This window comes from Roseateles sp. DB2, assembly GCF_051857535.1.
Lineage (GTDB): Bacteria > Pseudomonadota > Gammaproteobacteria > Burkholderiales > Burkholderiaceae_C > Roseateles_B.
Genome location: NZ_JBPZGY010000005.1, coordinates 327,496 through 346,544, shown reverse-complemented (window position 1 = coordinate 346,544; position 19,049 = coordinate 327,496). Strand labels below are relative to the sequence as shown.

The following is a 19,049-nucleotide window of genomic DNA, read 5'->3' as shown; positions in this document are numbered from 1 at the left end:
GCATGGCGGCCACTTCCCACACCACAGGACGTGCGCAGCATGACGGAACCTGGCCCTTCGCACGCGCAGGACAAGACCGCGCGACACCCGGCTTTCATCAGCTACTCGCACGCGGACAAGGCCTTCGCGAGGAGGCTGCACAGCCGGCTGGAGTCCTACAAGCTGCCTCAGTCCCTGCTGGCTGCCGGAGAGGATGCGCGCCTCGCCAGGCTTTACATCGATCACGCAGAACTGGGCGCAGCCAGCGATCTGCCCGCGGCCATCGAGCAGGCCCTGGCCGCCAGCGACTGCCTCGTGGTGGTGGTGAGCCCCCAGTCCTTGCAATCAAGGTGGGTTCAAGCCGAAGTCCGTGCCTTCCGGGCGCTTCATCCCGATGCGCCCATTCTCTGCATCGCCGCACCGGGGCATGGGGGCCTGGTGGCCGACCCGCTGTTTGAGGGCGCATCCCAGAACGGCACATTGATCGCCATGCCTCGTGTGCCTCTTGTCGTCAATACCGACGAAGGCTTCGAGGATGCGCTGCTGGCCATCGTCGCCAAGCTCAGGGGCCGAGACCTTGAGCAGCTCCGCAACCGGGAGCAGCAACGCCAGCGGCGCGCACGGCGGATCTGGACCGCGGTCATCACCTCGGTGTCGGGGCTCATCCTTGTCCTGGGCCTGCTGTCCTTCGCGGCGGCGATCAAGGCCGACCGCGAGAAGAACCGGGCGCTCGTAGGCCAATCGGAGCTGCTCGCCGCCCAGTCCGCAGACGCGCTGCGCGCAGGTGATGCCACACTGGCCACCCGCCTTGCGCTGGCCGCCCTGCCCACGGAAGGCCGGGAGCGCCCCTATGCCTGGCAGGCCTCGGTGGCGCTGAGCCGCGCCGCCCAGCACCTGCGCGAGCGAAGCCAGGCCCGGCATCCTGGCGAGAAACTGGTGCTTTACGCGCCCAGCGCCCGGGAGGCAGGATGGCGCTATGCGCTGTCACGTACCGGCCAACTGCACCTGGAGGGCCCGGATAGCGCCCAGCAGGCCGCGCCCCTCACCGAGTCACTCAAGCTGGCCCAGCCCGAGATCGACATGGCCTACTATGCCCGGCGGCATGCCCTGATCATCGCCCTGGGCGGCCGGCAAATCGTCGCCTGGAGCGAGAAGAACCGCACGCAGTCCCTCAAGACCTTTGACACACCGCCGGCTTGCATGACGGTCGCGCCGGACGGCGACACGGTGACGGTGACCCTGCAAGACAAGGTGGAAGTCCTGCAGTTGCCCGGCATGACGACGCTGCACGAACTGCCATTGGCTCCCGACCACATCGGCGAATGTGCGGCCTACAGCGAGGAACGAGAACAGGCGCTGGTGGTGTCGATGGCCGGCAATGCCCACCAGGCCACCCTGCTCGACACCCGTCTGCGCAAGCCTGTGCAAGTCTGGGCGCTCGCGGAGATGGCGACGGTCGTCACCATGGCGCCCGGCGGCCAGCGCGCCGCCATCGCCCTGGGCGACGGCACGCTCGCCGTCGTCGACCTGGCGGCGGCCACGCTGCGCAAGGCCTCCGCACCAGATGCCCCCGCGATGGGCATGCCCGCCAGCGTGGCCTTTGACGATGAGGGGCTGCGCGTTCTTGCGGGCGACAACCGGGGACGCGTGCATGTATTCGATGCCGCCAGCCTGCAGCGCAGCACCGTGTTCGCCGAGCACGCCGATACCGTGGCCTCCATCCTTGTCGACAAGGGCTTCATCCATACGGCCGGCCATGACGGTGTCGCCAACACCTGGTCCTTCGGCCCGCTGCTCCAGCATCGCGCGCTGCAATCCTTGCCCGAAGTCACCCATGCCCGCGTGGCCTCCGCGTCAGGACGCTACATCGCCGCAGCCGGCCGCGATGGCACGGTCCTGACCTGGGACCTGGACAAGCCGGGCGGCTCGCCTGCCGTGGCCCAGCCCTGCAGGGGCCCCCTGCGAGCCCTGGCCCTTTCCGACACCTTGAGAACGGTCGCTGCAGGCTGTGAGAACGGCGAGATCCGGGCCTGGTCCCTGGACTCCCAGGCCTTGGTTCGGCTGCACAGGGCCGAGGGCGCCGTCCTCGACCTGCGCTATGGAACGAACAGCACGCTGCTGTTCGCTGCAGCAGACAAGTCCTTCGGCGGCATCTATCCGGACGGCATGGTGACGGTCTCGAGCCGGCCTGGCGGTGCCGTGGCCGTGGTCGAGGTCCCAGGCACCTCGCAGGTCCTGGTGGTGGATGAGCAAGGTGATGCCCTGGTGCACGAGCTGAAGACGGGTCGAGCGCTCCGCGCTTTGAAAGCGCCAGGACGCAGCTATCCCAAGAACCAGAATCTGCTGGGCGGCGTCGTGACCGGCAATGGCCGGTATGCCGCCGTTGCCGGCTCCGATGACCATTTGCGTATCTGGGATCTGGCCGACGGCGGTCTGGCGGCGGAGTTCCCTATGAACCGCGCCCACGCGGCCTCCCTGGCGGTTGGCCCGGCGGACCAGATCGCCTTCATCAGGGAGGGCAAGGTGCATGTCTGGTCGCCGGCCTTCGCCGAGCCGCAGGAGCTCAAGAGAAGCTCCGCCACGGATGAAGTAGCCTTCCTGCCAGGGCAAGCCGGGCGCATCGCGACATCGGTGCGGGCCGAGGGCCAGTGGCAGGTGTGGCTGTGGGACCTGCAGTCAGGCACCGCCTATGCACTGATCGAGCCGGGGCGGGCCAAGGAAAGCCCGTCCTCCAATCGACTGCTCTTCTGCGGTCCAGGCAAGTCCCAGGTGGCGATCAGCACCCCCCAGGGGCCCGTGCTCGCCCCGCTCCTGCCCTACACGTCCGAGCTGGTTGCGATGGTCAGACAGCAGGCGCCCGCGGTCTCCAGGCCTCTTGCCCGGGAGGACCTGAAGCGCTTCTTCCTGCCCATGGAATCCATCCTGGATACCCGCCCCGAGCCCGTCCTGCCCTACGCGCCACTCGAAAACCTGGTGGAGCAGATGCTGGGCTGGGTGGGCCGCGCCAGGGCCGCGGAACCCGCTGGACGATGAATCCCCAGTCGTTGCGTCAGGGACGCAACGACTGCCGTCTTGCAGCGTCGGGAGCGGGGCCTCGCCGACTCGCGCGAATCGGACGCTGGCCGCGGCCCTCGTGAGGTCCCCGCGGCGCTGCAGGCTGAGCCTGCCCCCGGGCCGCCAAGCTCCCGTCAACCGCCTCGGCTCGCCTGCGTTCAGGAAGGAACCGGCTGCAGCACGCCGCCGGCTCTTCAAGGACATCCACCATGACCACCCTGACCCTCACCTTCAACGGCGCCCCCAGCCAGGCCCGCAAGGCCCTCGGTGAGCTCCTGCTGCGCTACCGCTCGGCCTATTTCATCGAGCGCAGCAGCCATGAGTACCTGGTGACCGCCGACGAGCGCACGGCGGACGAATTGGCCGCGCAGGCCCAGTGGTCCATCCGCCCGGCGCCCGAACCGGTGCGCTGATCGCCGCAAGGGGCCTTCGCCGCCCGCCGTTCGCTCCGGCCATCCAGGCAAGCCCTGAGGTGCGGCCGAGGCCTCGGTGATAGCGTCTCGCCTGCGCAGCCGGAGGGTCCGCCTGCGTGCAAAACGCACATCGGAGGCCAGCATGGCGTGGAATTGGTGGAAGACGACCGGACGAGCGGTGCTCGGCATGACAGCCGCTGCCCTGATCTCGCTGCCCGCGCAGGCAGGTGACGAGGGCCTGGCGGCTGCCTGGCAGCCCACCGTCTCCTTCATCAGCTTCCCCTCGCCCAATCTGGCGTCGCCCGGCGCCACGCTGACGATCCAGGGCAAGCTGAGCCTGCCCGCGCATGCGGGCCGGGGCGCCGGCCACGGTCATCGCAAGCGGCCGGCCGTGCTGATCCTGCACGGCTCGGCGGGTGTCGATGCCCGGGGTGACTTCTACGAGGCAGCGCTCAATGCTGCCGGCATCGCCACCCTGCAGATCGACATGTGGCAGGCGCGCGGCATCAACAGTGCCAGCCAGCGCCCCAGCGCACCCGTGCTGACCTATCCCGACGCCTTCTCGGCCCTGGCCTACCTGGCCCAGCGGCCGGAGATCGACGGCGCACGCGTCGGCGTGCTGGGCTTCTCCTGGGGCGGCCTGGTGAGCCTGGGGGCGGCCGAACGCCTGTATGCCGGCAAGTTCGGCGGGGGGCGCAGCTTCAAGGCTCACGTGGCGCACTACCCCGTCTGCTACGCCTGGAACAACACGCCTCTGCTGGCCTTGCTGCACACCACACCGGCGCAGTTCGGCGTGCAGTGGATCAACCTCACCGGCGCGCCGGTGATGATCCAGGTCGGCAGCCAGGACGACTACGACAAGGGCGCCGTCCCCTGCCAGGCGCTGGCGCAGTCGGTCAATGCCAGCAACGGCGGCATCGTCAGCGTGACTTCCTACCCCGGCGCCACGCACGGCTGGGACCGACTGATGGTGCCCATGACGGTGACCGACCCCTACGCCGACCAGGGCAGCTATTTCCGCACCGGCGTGCAGCCCAGCGTGCAGTTCACGCCGGATGCGGAACAGGCCTACCTGTCGCGAGCGCGCGTGGTGCGCTTCTTTGCCAAGCATCTGTGAGCAAGCGCAGTTGCGAGGGCGGCGCCTGCAGCTGTCCATGAAGGGGCGTCCGCAGGGGCATTGAAAACCCCAGCGCCTTCATCACCCGTCCTTCATCACCCGTGTCAGGCAGCGCATGGGCCTGCACCCACGGCCCGGCTGGCGGGCCCGCAGTCAGGCGGCTGAGTCGCCCTGCCCTCTGCGCAAAGCCTGGCGCTGCACCTGGCCCGGGCCGAAGGCGCGGATCAGCGCCTCCAGCAACTGCTCGGCCCGGGCGCTGTTGTCCGCCCCGTAGTTGCAGACGTAGACATCCAGTGTCACCCCGCCCAGCTCCGGCCAGGTGTGGATGGCCAGGTGGGACTCCGCGAGCAGCACCACGCCGGTGATGCCGCTGGGTTCGCCCTCCATGGCCGGCGTGAAGCGATGGAAGAGCTCGGCGACGCCACCCAGGCCCGACTCAGCCACGGCTGTCGCGCAGCAGTGGCGCAGGGCGGCGGGGTCGCTCATCAGTGGCTGGGCGGGATCGCAGCCGCGCAGGTCGGCGGTGAGGTGAAGGCCTTGCATCAGCCGAGGTCCTGGATCTGGAGTTGCTGGGCCCGCCATTGTCGCGGCACGGCGCCGTACAGCTGGCGGAACTTGCGGCTGAAGTGTGCGCTGTCCTTGAAAGCCCAGCACGAAGGACAGCGAGATGACGTACGGCGGGCGAGGCCACGGCCGCGCGGCCTGGGCACGGCTCAGGCGCCGGGCCCAGATGCGCTGGCTGGCGGTGAGGCCCTCCTCCGCCAGGGCGGCAGGCAGGTGGCGACGACGGACGCGCAGTTGCTGGGCGAGGCTCGCGGCATCCCAGGCAGCCGCTGCCTGTGCCAACAGCGTGCCAACAGCGTGCCAACAGCGCGCCACCAGCGCCCTGCCCCAGCGCACAGGCGCTCGGTGGGCCTTGGCGACGCGGCGCGCGGCCCCCGCCCCAGGCCGTCACCGCCTGCGCAGCAGGCCATTGCAGACTGCCAGGGCATGAAGAAAGCGCCCAAGGCGCAGCGATCCCGCTGCGGACATCTCAACGCAGCCGATAGCCTGCTGGTCTTCGCGCCTTCGGCACCGGCCGCGGCGACGACCGAGCGACAGGATGCCGGCGTCGCCCTCGCCGCCCCGTTCTACTTCTGGGCCCGAGCGGGGCCTTACCTCGTCAGCATTGCCGGGCGGCCCATCGTGCCCTGCACACCGTGCGTCCTGGTGGACGTCGGTGCGCAGTTGTGGCTGGCGGTGCGGCTGGCCTGACCCCGCGGAAGCGCCGAGGGCATCGCCACCGTTCGGGCTGCTGCGGCCCCGCCGCTCAGGGCAAGGTGTAGTCGAAGCGGTAATGGTGCTGCCCATCGCGCCGCTCGATGCTCAGGGCCCCGCTCAGGACCCCACTCAAGCCAGCCAGTTGGCCGGTGCCGGAATCCGGAACAACAGTGACCAGCAGCGCCTGCTGGCCGCCCTGCATCACGCCGCGACGGATCAGGGCGAAGCTGCCCGACCGCCCGGCCAGCGTGCCCACCACGCGTTCCACGGCCACATAGGCGGCAGAGCCCTTGACCGCCCCGACGGCCGCCAGCATCTCGCCTTCCGCCTGCGCCTCGAACGCGCCGCAGTAGCGCTTGCTCAGGCCCTGGCGACCCAGCACGGGCGGCTCGGGCTGGGCTGACCCCTGCGTGTCCCGAGCACTGAGCGTCACGTCCATCGTTCCAGCGATGCTGCTGGCCCATTCCGGCTCATGCCGGCCCGCGTCTGCCTCGCCTGGTGTCGCCCCGCTTGCCGCCGACAGCCCGCCGACAGCCCGCCCACGGCCAGTGCCAGTGCCAGTGCCTGTGCCAGTGCCAGGGACGGCGCTGGCCATGAGCGAACGCCAGCTGCAGCGCCTCTTCCTCGAGCACATGGGCGTGCCGCCCATGTGGGTGGTGCAGCGCTTCCGTCTGCAGGAGGCCGTGCACCGCCTCTCGTCCTCCGAGGCCGTGGACCTGGCCGGGCTCGCGCAGTCGCTGGGCTTCTTCGACCAGGCGCACTTCACCCGCGAGTTCACCCGCGAGTTCACCCGACTGATCGGCCGCTCCCCGGCGAGCTACCGTCGGACGCAGGCTCAAGCGGGCTGAGCCCGCGCTCAGCCGCCTGTCACCGGCGGAAAGAAGGCCACCTCGGCCCCGGCTGGGATGGTGGCGGACTCCTTGGCCAGTTGCTGGTTCAGTGCGCAGCGCACGGCGCGTGTGCGGGCCAGCGCGCTGGCATGAGGCTCACCGCGTGCCAGCAGCGCATCGCGCAGCTGGCCCAGGGTCTGGCCTTGCTGCCAGGGCAGGGTTTCCTGCTCACCCAGGGCCTCGCGAAGCGAGGCGAAATAGCGGACGGTGATGGCGCTCATTGCAGGGCACTGAAGGGAAGGAAGCGCACAGTATCGCCGGCCTGGATGGGCGCGCCTGGAGCCACATCAACAAGACCGTCGCCCCAGACGGCAGAACTCAGCACGCCCGAACCCTGGTTGGCAAAGAGCTCCAGGCCGCCCCGCGCATTGAGCCGGGCACGCAGGAATTCGCGGCGCTTGTCGGCACGCGGCCAATCGAAATCGGCACGCAGGAGGTAGGCCTTGGGTGCCAGTTCGACCGCCCCCTGCAGGCGCAGGATCACGGGTCGTACGGCCAGCAAAAAGGTCACGAAGCTGGACACCGGATTGCCCGGCAGACCGATGAACCAGGCCTGGCGTCCGTCCTGCCCCGGACGTCGCACCGCGCCGAAGGCCAGGGGCTTGCCGGGCTTGATGGCCATCTGCCAGAGGTCCAGCTGCCCTTCGGCCAGCACGGCAGGGCGCAGATGGTCTTCCTCGCCCACGGACACGCCGCCCGAGGTGAGGATCAGGTCGGCGCTGGCAGCGGCAGCGCGCAGGGCGGCGCGGGTGGCGTCCAGGGTGTCAGGCACGATGCCCAGGTCCTGCACCTCGCAGCCCAGCTGCTGCAGCAGGCCGCGCAGGGTGAAGCGGTTGCTGTTGTAAATGGCGCCGGGCTTGAGGGGCTCGCCGGGCATGGCGAGTTCGTCGCCGGTAGAAAACAGCGCCACGCGCACGCGCCGGGCCACGCTCAGCGAGGCTGCGCCCACGGTGGCGGCCAGCCCCAGGGCAGCCGGGTCCAGGCGGTGGCCGACGGCCAGCACCACACTGCCCGCCTGCACGTCCTCGCCGCGACGGCGGATGGCCGCGCCGACGACCGGGCGATCGACCACGCGCACCGACCCCAGGCCCTCGCCAGGAAGGGCTTCGCAGTGCTCCTGCATCTGAACGGCATCGGCGCCTGCGGGCACGGGCGCGCCGGTGAAGATGCGGGCAGCCGTGCCGGACTGCAGGGCCTGGGGCACGCTGCCGGCGGGCACGCGCTGACTCACGGGCAGCACGGTGCCGTCGACAGGCAGGTCGGCCAGGCGCACGGCGTAACCGTCCATGGCGCTGTTGTCATGCGGGGGCACGTCCAGCTGCGAGCGCACCTCGGTGGCCAGCACGCGGCCCAGGGCGTCGAAGGTGGAGAGTGTCTCCGTCTCGCCCAGGGGCTGGACGGCGCAGAGCAGGCGCGCGAGCGCCTCGTCCAGGCTCAGCAGGGGCTTGCGGGCAGGGCTGGGGGCGGTGGTTTCAGCGGACATGGGCGTCAATGTAATCCTTCACGCGCTGCACATCGGCCGGCATCACCTGGACACGCTTGGGCAGCAACTCGATGCCCTGCAGATGCGCGGGCCGCGGCGGCTCTGCCCCCAGGGCCTCGACGATGGTGGAAGCGAACTTGGCCGGCAAGGCCGTCTCCGCCACGAGCATGGGAACGCCGTCCTGGCGCCAGTCCCGGGCGACCTTGAGGCCGTCGGCCGTGTGCGTGTCGACGATGACGCCGTACTGCTGCTGCGTGGCGCGTATGGTGGCCAGGCGGTCCGCATGGCTGCTGGCGCCGGAAACGAAGCCATAGCCCACGATGGCGGTCTTCTCGGCGGCGCTGATCTCGAAGCGGCCCTCGCGCTCCAGGGCGTCCTTGAACAGGGCCTTCACGCGGGCGCCATCCCGGCCCAGCAGGTCGAAGACGAAGCGCTCGAAGTTGCTGGCCTTGGAGATGTCCATGGAGGGGCTGGAGGTCTCGTGCGTTTCGGCACTGCCGCGCGGGCGGTAGACGCCGGTGCGGAAGAACTCGTCCAGCACGTCGTTCTCATTGGTGGCCACGACCAGGCGCTCGATGGGCAGGCCCATCATGCGAGCCACATGGCCGGCGCAGACGTTGCCGAAGTTGCCAGAAGGGACGCAGAAGCTGACCTTTTCCTCATTGGACTTCGTGGCGTAGAAGTAGCCCGCGAAGTAGTAGACGACCTGCGCCAGCAGCCGCGCCCAGTTGATCGAGTTGACCGTGCCGATGCGGTGCTCGCGCTTGAAGGCCAGGTCGTTGGAGACGGCCTTGACGATGTCTTGGCAGTCGTCGAACACGCCCTCGATGGCGATGTTGTGGATGTTGGCATCCTGCAGGCTGAACATCTGCGCCTGCTGGAAGGGACTCATGCGGCCATGGGGCGAGAGCATGAACACGCGCACGCCGGCCTTGCCTCGCATGGCGTACTCGGCCGCGCTGCCGGTGTCACCGCTGGTGGCGCCGAGGATGTTGAGGGTCTCGCCGCGGCGCTGGAGTTCGTACTCGAAGAGCTGGCCCAGCAGCTGCATGGCCATGTCCTTGAAAGCCAGCGTGGGCCCGTTGGACAGGGCCTGCAGGGCCAGCCCGGGCTCCAGGGTCTTGAGCGGCGTGATCTCGGGTGTCCCGAAGACCTCGGCCGTGTAGGTGCGGGCGCAAATGGCGCGCAGGTCCTCGGTGGGGATGTCGTCGATGTAGAGCGAGAGGATCTCGAAGGCCAGCTCGTGATAGGGCAGGCCGCGCCAGCGGGACAGCGTGGCCGCATCGACCTGCGGGTAGTGCACGGGCAGGTAGAGGCCGCCGTCCGGCGCCAGGCCTTCCAGCAGGATTTCGCAGAATCGGCGCTCGGTCTTGTCGCCACGGGTGCTGATGTATTTCACGTGCTTGAACTTCCAGCTTGAGGTTGATGGGGTGGGACGTCGGCCGGCGCTGTGGGTGCCGGCGCACTCGCATGAGACAGGGCCCACCGCTGCTGCAGGCGCTCATAGCGATGGACATCGGGGAAACGCTGGCGCAACGAGGCGAGGATCCGGCCCGCCTCCAGGCGGTAGGCCTCGGCCTTGGGGCCAGGCAGTGCGGCCGCATCCAGCAGGGTAGAGGCCAGGTCGGCCTCCAGCTCGGGCCCAGCGCCGCCCTGTGCGAGGCGGATGCGGCTCTGGGCCAGGCGCTCGGGCATTGAGCCCTGGCGCTCGACCAGCGTGCGGCGCAGCGTCAGGGCCTCTTCGCAGGCCTCTGCCCCGCGCGCCCAGTCACCCTGGGCCTCGGCCACGCGACCGATGTTGTCCAGCGCCGTGGAGAGGTCGCGCAAGGCCTCAGGGGTCTCGCCCAGGCGGCTGAGCAGCGCCTGCCTCAGCGACAGGCTTTCCTCGTAGGCGGCACCGGCACGGTACCAGTCGCCCAGCGCCTGAGCCGCATGGCCGGCATGGTCCAGGGCCTGGGCCAGGCCGCGCAGGCTGTCCGGCGTCTCGCCGAGTCGTCCCGCGAGCTTGCGATGCAGGGCCAGGCTTTCCTCGGCGGCGGCGGCGGCCCGGGACCAGTCGCCCAGGATCTGCGCCACGCGGCTGAGCTGGTCGAGGGCGACGGCCGTCTCTCGCAAGGCCGCGGCCGTCTCGCCCAGACGGAGCGCCAGCTCGCGCGAGACGGCCACGCGTTCTTCGCAGAGTGCCAGGGCTTCCTGCGGCCGGTCGAGCTGCATCAGGGCGGCCGCCTGCCCCCCAAGGGCGGCACACAGTTCGCGGCCGGTCCCGATGTCCAGCAGCCCCATGCCCTGCGCGCGCCGACGGCGCGCCAGTCGCACCCATTGATCACCCAACTGCTGGGCCTCGGCCACACGGCCCTGCCGCAGCAGGGCGCTCTGGCATGCAAGACCGTCGCTCACGTTGAAGGTCAGCAGGGCCTCGTCATCCAAGGCCAGTTGCTCGATGGGACGCCCCGCCAGCAGGCCCCGCCAGCGCTGCAGCCAGGCCTCTGCCGCGGCATCGGGCAGGTCCTCCGCTGCCATCCCAGGTCCGGCACCAGCCTGGGCGACATCGGCCGCGAGCTCCGGCAGCAGCGACGACGACGCCTGTGGCGGTCCGACGGGCTCGCCAGGCGTCCCAGGCAAGACCTGACCCTCATGCGCCAGAACGGGCACGCCCGCCAGACTCAGACCCAGGCTGCGCACATGCCACAGGTCGGGAGCCAGGCCGGCTGCACTGCGCTGCGATCCCTCCGGCAGCACCAGCACCAGGGTGCCCACCAGCTCGGATTCCAGCCGCCCACGCCGTTCGTTGAGCCGGCTCAGCAACTCGCCGCGCGCCCGCTCCCAGGCCGGCTGCCCTGCCCCGCGATGCGCCTCCAGCCAGACCAGCCGAGGCTGCGGCGAGGCGGCCAGGCCGTCGAACAGGCCGGTGATGCTGCGCCCGGCGAAACCGGCCGGCCGAGCCTCGGACAGCTGGATCCAGGGCCAGCCCCGTCCGGCCATCCACGCCGCCAGCCGGGCCTTGAAGGGCGGCAGGACGGCAGGGTCGGGCACGAACAGCACGACGTATCCAAAGCCCTGCAGCTGGCCAATGCGGCGGACCAGGCGAGCCCAGGCCGCTTCCCCCTGGGCGCCGAGTGCGTCAGCTTCCACGGTCGTTGCCGGCCGCCTGCGGCTGCCAGTGAGCGATGAGATCCCAGAGCAAGGGATTCAGGTCCAGCCAGTCCACCCCATTGCGATAGTTCAGCACGGCGCGCACGTCGAAGAAGTGCGCCACGGTGGACAGCTCGTCGCGGTGGCGAAGGTCCAGGGCGTTCTGCTCGGCAATGCCCTTGAGCAGCGGGTATTCGTCCTGCACCACCAGGCTCTCGAATTCCACGCGATGACGCTGCACGACAGTGTGCAGGATGGGATCCTTGTCGCTCAGAGGCAGGCGCTCCAGCGCGAAGGCAGCCTCATCCAGGGTGTCCAGGAGCAGGCGGCGCAGCAACTGGCGCAGATCGCCGCCCGAGGTGAGGATGAGACGGTCCAGCGCTGCTTCGCTGAGCAGCTCCCGCCAGCGTGGGCAGCGGCGCTCCACGACCTGGCGCATGGCATCCAGCCCGCCCGCACGCGCCTGGCGCCTGGCCTTGACCGGCGGCTCGCAGACCCGCACCGAGGCCAGCATGAAGAGCTGGACCAGGGCCTTGATATTGGTGAGGTAGGGCAGGTAGGGCGGCACCGAATACATCATGTGCAGGCCGGGCACCCGCAGCTGGTTCATGTCGCCATCGAAGACCTTGACCACGCGGTCGAACATCTCGGTGGCTTCCTTGCCGATGCCGCGCAGGCGCTCCAGGGAGTCCACCATCAGCACGATCTTCTGGGCGGCCCAGCGCCGCTGCACGGCCTCGGCCATCTGGCCGATGTGCTGGCGGCACTCGGCCATCACCCGCTCCTGGCGCGAGAGATCGAAGGCGCGCAGGCGCTGCACGATGCTCTGCTGCTGCTTCTTGAACTCGGCCTTGACGCCGCCCAGGGTGACGCCGGAGATCTCCACCTCCGCCCCCAGCCAGTGCGTGAAGCGCTGCAGCGGGCTTTCCTGCGGGTCCAGGTCCTGGCCCAGGGCATCAGGCTGGCTGAGACGATCGGCAAAGGCCGCCGCGATCACAAGCAGCAGGTCCAGGGTGTCTATGGGGTGGGTGTCGCCGATGTAGTCCAGCGCGTCGATGATGTAGGCGCGCGTCCCGGCCTGGCCGTTGAGCAGGATCTCCAGCCGCCGCAGCTCGGTGCTCTTGCCAGTGCCGCGCTGGCCGCTGAAGTAGTAGAGCTGGGCATCGCTGTGGCTGCGCCGGATCGCCCGGTCCAGCAGCGCGACCACGTCCTCGGCCCCGGTGCCATGCAGATTGGGCACGTAGTAGTCGCTCTGCGTGGAGAGCGCACCGGGATCATTGGCCAGCAGGGCCGAGAAGTCGTCCAGCAGCTGGCCCGGATCGCTTGGAGTCATCGCGGCATGTCCGGCAGGCGTGGGCTGGGCGGGGCTGAGGCGGGCAGGCGCGGACACCTGCCCTGCCGCCCTCAGGCCAGCTCCTCCTTGCGCAGGCGCACGATGGGCGCCAGCACCGTGGGCAGGCTCTGCATCTGGGCCAGGGCCGTGTTCATGCGGCCTTCCTGGGTCTCGTGGGTCAGGATGATGAGGTCGGTCTGCCGCTCGCCCTCGGCGGACTCGCGCTGCAGCACGGCGTCTATGGAGATGTCGTGCTCGGCCAGGATGGTGGTGATGCGCGAGAGCACCCCGGCCTCGTCGGCCACGCGCAGGCGAAGGTAGAAGCTGGTCAGCACCTGCTCCATGGGCAGGATGGGCGTGTTGCTCATGGAGTCCGGCTGGAAGGCCAGGTGCGGCACGCGGTGGTCGGGGTCGGCGGTGTGAAGGCGGGTGATGTCCACCAGGTCCGCGATGACGGCAGACGCGGTGGGCTCGGAGCCGGCGCCCTTGCCGTAGTACAGCGTGGTGCCCACCGCGTCGGCCTGGACCACCACGGCGTTCATCGCACCTTCCACGTTGGCGATCAGGCGCTGCGCCGGAATCAGGGTGGGATGCACGCGCAGCTCGATGCCGCCGCCCGCCACATCGTTGCGGCGGCGGGCGATGCCCAGCAGCTTGATGCGGTAGCCCAGCTGCTCGGCGTACTTGATGTCCGTGGCCTGCAGCTGGCTGATGCCTTCCACATGGGCCTTGTCGAACTGCACCGGGATGCCGAAGGCGATGGCGCTCATGATGGTGGCCTTGTGAGCGGCGTCCACGCCTTCGATGTCGAAGGTGGGGTCGGACTCGGCATAGCCCAGGCGTTGGGCCTCCTTCAGCACGGTGGCGAAGTCCAGGCCCTTGCTGCGCATCTCGGACAGGATGAAGTTCGTGGTGCCGTTGATGATGCCGGCGAGCCACTCGATGCGGTTGGCGGTGAGGCCCTCGCGCAGGGCCTTGATGATGGGGATGCCCCCGGCCACCGCTGCCTCGAAGGCCACCATCACGCCCTTCTCGCGGGCGGCAGCGAAGATCTCGGTGCCATGCACGGCCAGCAGGGCTTTGTTGGCGGTGACCACATGCTTGCCGGCGGCGATGGCCTCCAGCACCAGCTCGCGGGCCACGCCGCAGCCACCGATCAACTCGACGACGATGTCGATCTCGGGGTTGGCGATGATCTCGCGCGGGTCGGCCACGACCTGGGCGGCCTCACCCACGATCTCCCGCGCCAGGGCCACATTGCGGCGCGACACCATGGTGATCTCGATCCCCCGGCCGGCGCGGCCGCGAATCTCGGCCTGGTTGCGACGCAGCACGTTGAAGGTGCCGCTGCCCACGGTGCCAATGCCAAGGAGGCCGACTTTGATCGCTTTCATGGTGTGTTCTCGTTCTGGCTGGAAGGGGGGGCTCAGCGCCCGTGACGTTTTCGGTAGTTCGACAGGAAGCGCTCGATCCGGCCCACGGCCTCCCGCAGGTCGTCGGTGTTGGGCAGGAAGACGAGGCGGAAGTGATCGGGGGCGGTCCAGTTGAAGCCCGTCCCCTGAACGATCAGCACCTTTTCCTCGGCCAGCAGTTCGTAGGCGAAGCGCTGGTCGTCCTCGATCGGGTAGATCTTGGGGTCCAGGCGGGGGAACATGTAGAGCGCGGCCTTCGGCTTGACGACGCTGACGCCGGGGATCTGCGTGAGCAGCTCGTAGGCCAGGTCGCGCTGGCGGCACAGGCGGCCGCTCGGGGCCACCAGGTCCTTGATGCTCTGATAGCCGCCCAGGGCAGTCTGGATGGCCAACTGGCCTGGCGTGTTGGCGCACAGACGCATGGAGGCCAGCATGTTCAAGCCGGTGATGTAGTCCTGGGCATGGCGCTTCTCACCCGAGACCACCATCCAGCCCGCCCGGTAGCCGCAGCTGCGGTAGTTCTTGGACAGGCCGTTGAAGGTCAGCGTGAGCACGTCCTCCGAGAGCGAGGCGATGCTGGTGTGGACGTTGCCGTCGAACAGCGTCTTGTCGTAGATCTCGTCGGCCATGATGATCAGCTGGTGCTGACGCGCGACCTCGATGATCTCCAGCAGCAGCGACTCCGGATAGAGCGCGCCGGTGGGATTGTTGGGATTGATGACGACGATGGCCCGGGTGCGCGGGGTGATCTTGCGCTTGATGTCCTCGATGTCGGGCATCCAGTCGCTCTGTTCGTCGCAGATGTAGTGCACCGGCGTACCGCCCGAGAGGGCCACGGCGGCGGTGTAGAGCGGGTAGTCGGGCGCGGGCAGCAGGACCTCGTCGCCGTTGTCCAACAGGGCATTGAGGGCCATCACGATCAGCTCGGAGGCGCCGTTGCCCAGGTAGACGTCATCCACGGTCACGCCGCGGATGTTCTTTTCCTGGCAGTAGTGCACCACCGCCTTGCGCGGGGCGAAGAGGCCTTTGGAGTCGGTGTAGCCGGCGGCGTCAGGCAGGTTGCGGATCATGTCCTGGACGATCTCGTCCGGCGGGGCGATGCCGAAGGCAGCAATGTTGCCGATGTTCAGCTTGATGATCTTCTGCCCCTCCTCCTCCATCTGCCGCGCCTTGTCCAGCACAGGACCACGGATGTCGTAGCAGACATTGGCGAGCTTGGCGGACTTGGAAATCGGGTTCAAGACAGGGACTCCTCGTGGATGCCGCGCGTGCTGCGCCGCAAAACGTAGAATTTAACAGGGTAGCAGGGCTTTCCCTGGATGAAGCTCCCCATGGTTCGAAAGCCGCGCAGCTAGGCTTCGTCGGCCGGGCTCCACGGCAAGGGCCTTCGGACGGCTGCAGCCCGACTGCGCCCACGGAAGCCCTGCAGGCCCCGCACCTCCATCCGGCCCATCTTCCGCAATCCTGCGGACTCAACCACAGCGCTCCGGCATGAAATTCCAGCTCGACGAACAGCAAGGCGGCAACAGCATCTCGCGGCATGACAAGAACAGGGTGTGGGTCAACGGCCAAGCCCACGGCAGCAGCCTGCTGGTGCCCTGGCGTGGCGAGGTCCAGTCCTGGGGCGTGGGTCGCTTCGAGGCCCTGGACGAGGCCGCCTTCGAACGCATTCTGGCTCTGAAGCCCGAACTGGTGATCTTCGGCAGCGGCGAGCGCCTGCGCTTCGTGCAGCCCGCTCTCTATCGGGCCCTGATCCAGGCCCGCATCGGACTGGAGACCATGGACCTTGCCGCCGCCTGCCGCACCTACAACGTGCTGGCCGCCGAGGGGCGGTCCGTGCTGGCGGCGCTGCTGATCGAGCCGCAGTCCTGAGGCCTCGACCAGGCACCGCATGGGCTTTGGGCGCTCGCCGGCCCGATGCGCTTGCATTGCCCGGGATGCCATGACCTGACGGCATGACCCGACGGCCCAGCCCCCGGAAAATGGCATGCGCCGAGCGTCATCCGACAAGTCCGGACAATCCCCCGAAAGGGTCGGCGGAGCCGATCTTGGCGTTCAACGTATAATTGCAGGCTATGCCCAGTCGGGCAGGCCTACTAGCAAAAACGCCCACATGACGCCAGCGCTCAACAAACCCCTCCCGGAAATTGAAGCTCTTGCTACCGGAGGCGTGAAGTTCACACCCCAGGCTTTCCACGGCCAGACGGTGGTGCTGTACTTCTACCCCAAGGACAATACCCCGGGCTGCACCACCGAAGCCATGCAATTCCGCGACCGTCACAAGGATTTTGTGAAGGCCGGCGCCGTGGTGCTGGGGGTGTCGCGCGACAACATGGTCTCGCATGACAAGTTCAAGCAGGCCCTGGAGTTGCCCTTCGAGCTGATCGCCGACACCGAAGAGAAGCTCTGCCATATGTTCGGCGTGGTCAAGAACAAGATCATGTACGGCAAGAAGGTGAAGGGCATCGAGCGCTCCACCTTCCTGATCGACGCCAGCGGCGTGCTGCGCGCCGAATGGCGTGGCATCAAGGTGGCCGGCCATGTGGACGAAGTCCTGAAGGCCGTGAAGTCACTCAAGAAGGAAGCCGCCTGAGCGGCCGGTGAGTGCCAACGGAGGGCTCACCTAGGGAGTTCTGAGTGTGCACTGCGTGTGCGCTGAGGCCCTTCACGTCTTCTCAGACGGCTCCAGACGCCGACGCCCCACCGGGTGGTCGGCGTTCTTGTTTGTGTGCCCCCCCTGACACGGTCGCATCCGGGGCTCGCCCGCCCGCGGTGGCTCAGGCCGATACCGGTGGCTCGATCGGCAGCTCGGCAGCCGAGCAGACGCTGCCTTTGCCGCGTTGCTTGACGCGGTACATCGCCTGGTCTGCGCGCTGTCGCAGGACGACAATATCGTCCGCGTCGTCAGGGAACAGCGCCACCCCGATGCTGACACCCACCTGCAGTTCCTGGCCCAGGAGCTCGATGGGAAGGTCGCAACAGGCCACCAGTGCCTGTGCCGGCGCTGAGCGTCGCAGCCTGCGGGCAGCGACGCCAGATTTGCCCCGGCGAGTTGTGCATAATCAAACCATGCCCTCGCGCTCCGGAACCTGCCCAACAAAAAGCCGCCTCCCGACGAAGGCGGCTTTTTGTTTTTCTGGACGCGACAGGTCGCCCATGCACCCACTGTCCGGGACGGCTTGACCCGTCTCGTCAAACGCCTCATGCCACTGCCCAAGCCCCCGACCAAGCGTGCCAGCCGTCTGGACGCCAGCGAATACGCCACCAGCCTGGTCCCCAGCAAGAAGAAGCCGGCGCTGGCCGCTCTGCCCGAGGCTCCCACCCCACCCGCGCCTGCCCCCGTGCTCAGCGCGGTGAGTGCGCCCCCGCCCGCCCCGACAAGGCCGCAGCGCACGGCCAAGGCCCTGCGCGCGGCTGAGCCGGCCGCCCCTGCCCTGGTCGAGGCCCGTGCACCCCAGGTCGAGACGGCCGGTGCCAGGGTAGCGGCGAAGGCGCCTGCCGCGGCAACGCCGACACGGGCCCGTGCGCCCAAGGCCGCCAAGACCAGGCCCCTCGGCGCCACCAAGCTCTTCGTGCTCGACACCAACGTGCTGATGCACGACCCGATGTGCCTGTTCCGCTTCGAGGAACATGACATCTACCTCCCCATGATCACCCTGGAGGAACTGGACGGCCACAAGAAGGGCATGACCGAAGTCGCCCGCAATGTGCGCCAGGTCAGCCGCGACCTCGACGCCCTGGCCGCCAGCCTCAAGAGCAGCACCCTGGAAGAGATGGCCAAGGGCCTGCCCCTGGACCAGACCGGCCACCGTGAGGCAGGCGGCAAGCTCTTCTTCCAGACGCAGCTGATCGACGCCCCCCTGCCCCAGGGCCTGCCCCAGGGCAAGGCAGACAACCAGATCCTGGGCGTGGTGCAGGCGCTCAAGGCGCAGCAACCCGAGCGCGAAGTGGTGCTGGTGTCCAAGGACATCAATATGCGGATCAAGGCGCGGGCCCTGGGCCTGCCCGCCGAGGACTACCGCAACGACAAGACCCTGGAAGACTCCGACCTGCTCTACACCGGCGTGCAGGCCCTGCCGGCCGACTTCTGGGAGCGCCATGGCAAGACCATGGAGAGCTGGCAGCAGGGCGGCATCACCTTCTACCGCATCAGCGGCCCCTTGGTGCCCTCGCTGCTGGTCAATGAGCTGGTCTACCTGGAAGCACCAGGCACCGTGCCGCTCTACGCCAAGGTCACCGAGATCACCGGCAAGAGCGCCGTGCTGCGCACGCTCAAGGACTACGGCCACCAGAAGAATGCCGTCTGGGGCATTTCCTCCCGCAACCGAGAGCAGAACTTTGCCCTCAATCTGCTGATGGACCCGGACGTCGACTTCGTCACCCTCACCGGCACCGCCGGCACGGGCAAGACACTGATGACCCTGGCCGCCGGCCTCTCTCAGGTACTGGACGAGCGTCGCTACAGCGAGATCATCGTCACCCGCGTGACCGTGCCCGTGGGCGAGGACATCGGTTTCCTGCCCGGCACCGAGGAAGAGAAGATGGGCCCCTGGATGGGCGCGCTGGATGACAACCTGGAAGTCCTGGCCCGCGGCGACAGCAGTGCCGGCGAATGGGGCCGCGCCGCCACCAACGACCTCGTGCGCAGCAAGATCAAGATCAAGAGCCTGAACTTCATGCGCGGCCGCACCTTCCTCAACAAGTTCGTCATCATCGACGAGGCGCAGAACCTGACGCCCAAGCAGATGAAGACCCTGATCACTCGGGCCGGCCCGGGCACCAAGATCGTCTGCCTGGGCAACCTCGCGCAGATCGACACGCCCTACCTCACCGAGGGCTCCTCCGGTCTCACCTATGCCGTGGACCGCTTCAAGGGCTGGGCCCACAGCGGCCACGTCACCCTGGCACGCGGTGAGCGCTCGCGCCTGGCGGACTTCGCCTCCGAGGTGCTCTGAGGCGGGGCTCCATGCCTGCTT

18 protein-coding genes are annotated in these 19,049 nt (G+C 68.7%); 8 read left to right on the top strand and 10 right to left on the bottom strand.

Annotated elements, in window-relative coordinates:
• Positions 1-39 precede the first annotated feature (39 nt).
• From ACS5PK_RS11000 to ACS5PK_RS10990, 3 genes are all read left to right on the top strand, one after another.
• Positions 40-3,012 (top strand): toll/interleukin-1 receptor domain-containing protein, encoded by a 2,973-nt coding sequence (locus ACS5PK_RS11000; RefSeq protein WP_439440274.1) that lies wholly within the window; start codon positions 40-42, stop codon positions 3,010-3,012.
• Positions 3,013-3,242: 230 nt separating this feature from the next.
• Entirely contained in the window at positions 3,243-3,446 is a 204-nt protein-coding gene (locus ACS5PK_RS10995) for a hypothetical protein (RefSeq protein WP_439440273.1), read from the top strand.
• Between the two features lie 187 nt (positions 3,447-3,633).
• A complete protein-coding gene (locus ACS5PK_RS10990; RefSeq protein ID WP_439440272.1) occupies positions 3,634-4,563 on the top strand; it encodes a dienelactone hydrolase family protein in 930 nt (309 codons plus the stop codon).
• A 153-nt stretch (positions 4,564-4,716) separates the two neighbouring features.
• On the opposite strand, the gene speD is transcribed toward ACS5PK_RS10990, so the two are convergent.
• Positions 4,717-5,106 carry an adenosylmethionine decarboxylase gene (gene speD / locus ACS5PK_RS10985; RefSeq protein ID WP_439440271.1) on the bottom strand — a complete coding sequence of 130 codons (390 nt, stop codon included), beginning with the start codon at positions 5,104-5,106 and terminating at the stop codon, positions 4,717-4,719.
• A gap of 447 nt (positions 5,107-5,553) precedes the next feature.
• Between speD and ACS5PK_RS10980 the strand changes: the two genes are divergently transcribed.
• Entirely contained in the window at positions 5,554-5,817 is a 264-nt protein-coding gene (locus tag ACS5PK_RS10980; protein WP_439440270.1) for a hypothetical protein, read from the top strand.
• 55 nt (positions 5,818-5,872) lie between these two features.
• Here the strand turns inward: ACS5PK_RS10980 and ACS5PK_RS10975 are convergent, their stop codons facing one another.
• Complete coding sequence (locus ACS5PK_RS10975; protein WP_439440269.1) at positions 5,873-6,262, bottom strand: DUF3224 domain-containing protein; 390 nt, start codon at positions 6,260-6,262, stop codon at positions 5,873-5,875.
• Between the two features lie 154 nt (positions 6,263-6,416).
• Between ACS5PK_RS10975 and ACS5PK_RS10970 the strand changes: the two genes are divergently transcribed.
• The gene (locus ACS5PK_RS10970) at positions 6,417-6,671 is read left to right on the top strand and encodes a helix-turn-helix domain-containing protein (protein ID WP_439440268.1); all 255 of its coding nucleotides are present in this window, start codon (positions 6,417-6,419) and stop codon (positions 6,669-6,671) included.
• A gap of 8 nt (positions 6,672-6,679) precedes the next feature.
• On the opposite strand, the gene moaD is transcribed toward ACS5PK_RS10970, so the two are convergent.
• From moaD to ACS5PK_RS10935, 7 genes are all read right to left on the bottom strand, one after another.
• Entirely contained in the window at positions 6,680-6,934 is a 255-nt protein-coding gene (gene moaD / locus ACS5PK_RS10965; protein WP_439440267.1) for a molybdopterin converting factor subunit 1, read from the bottom strand.
• Positions 6,931-8,196, bottom strand: coding sequence for a molybdopterin molybdotransferase MoeA (locus tag ACS5PK_RS10960; protein ID WP_439440266.1), 1,266 nt, complete (start codon positions 8,194-8,196; stop codon positions 6,931-6,933). Before ACS5PK_RS10960 ends, moaD begins: the two co-directional genes overlap by 4 nt.
• Positions 8,186-9,595, bottom strand: coding sequence for a threonine synthase (gene thrC, locus ACS5PK_RS10955; protein WP_439440265.1), 1,410 nt, complete (start codon positions 9,593-9,595; stop codon positions 8,186-8,188). The genes ACS5PK_RS10960 and thrC overlap by 11 nt, the downstream gene beginning before the upstream one ends.
• Entirely contained in the window at positions 9,592-11,328 is a 1,737-nt protein-coding gene (locus ACS5PK_RS10950; RefSeq protein ID WP_439440264.1) for a tetratricopeptide repeat protein, read from the bottom strand. Before ACS5PK_RS10950 ends, thrC begins: the two co-directional genes overlap by 4 nt.
• Positions 11,318-12,661, bottom strand: coding sequence for a hypothetical protein (locus tag ACS5PK_RS10945; RefSeq protein ID WP_439440263.1), 1,344 nt, complete (start codon positions 12,659-12,661; stop codon positions 11,318-11,320). The genes ACS5PK_RS10950 and ACS5PK_RS10945 overlap by 11 nt, the downstream gene beginning before the upstream one ends.
• A gap of 71 nt (positions 12,662-12,732) precedes the next feature.
• Complete coding sequence (locus ACS5PK_RS10940) at positions 12,733-14,055, bottom strand: homoserine dehydrogenase (protein ID WP_439440262.1); 1,323 nt, start codon at positions 14,053-14,055, stop codon at positions 12,733-12,735.
• A 32-nt stretch (positions 14,056-14,087) separates the two neighbouring features.
• Positions 14,088-15,314: a pyridoxal phosphate-dependent aminotransferase gene (locus tag ACS5PK_RS10935; RefSeq protein ID WP_439440261.1), complete on the bottom strand. Its 1,227-nt coding sequence runs from the start codon at positions 15,312-15,314 to the stop codon at positions 14,088-14,090.
• A 250-nt stretch (positions 15,315-15,564) separates the two neighbouring features.
• Between ACS5PK_RS10935 and ACS5PK_RS10930 the strand changes: the two genes are divergently transcribed.
• The gene (locus tag ACS5PK_RS10930) at positions 15,565-15,945 is read left to right on the top strand and encodes an Mth938-like domain-containing protein (RefSeq protein WP_439440260.1); all 381 of its coding nucleotides are present in this window, start codon (positions 15,565-15,567) and stop codon (positions 15,943-15,945) included.
• Positions 15,946-16,186: 241 nt separating this feature from the next.
• The gene (locus ACS5PK_RS10925; protein ID WP_285982073.1) at positions 16,187-16,666 is read left to right on the top strand and encodes a peroxiredoxin; all 480 of its coding nucleotides are present in this window, start codon (positions 16,187-16,189) and stop codon (positions 16,664-16,666) included.
• A gap of 184 nt (positions 16,667-16,850) precedes the next feature.
• Here ACS5PK_RS10925 and ACS5PK_RS10920 read toward each other — a convergent pair whose 3' ends face one another.
• The gene (locus ACS5PK_RS10920; protein ID WP_439440259.1) at positions 16,851-17,060 is read right to left on the bottom strand and encodes a diguanylate cyclase domain-containing protein; all 210 of its coding nucleotides are present in this window, start codon (positions 17,058-17,060) and stop codon (positions 16,851-16,853) included.
• A 216-nt stretch (positions 17,061-17,276) separates the two neighbouring features.
• Between ACS5PK_RS10920 and ACS5PK_RS10915 the strand changes: the two genes are divergently transcribed.
• A complete protein-coding gene (locus ACS5PK_RS10915) occupies positions 17,277-19,028 on the top strand; it encodes a PhoH family protein (RefSeq protein WP_439440258.1) in 1,752 nt (583 codons plus the stop codon).
• Positions 19,029-19,049 lie beyond the last annotated feature (21 nt).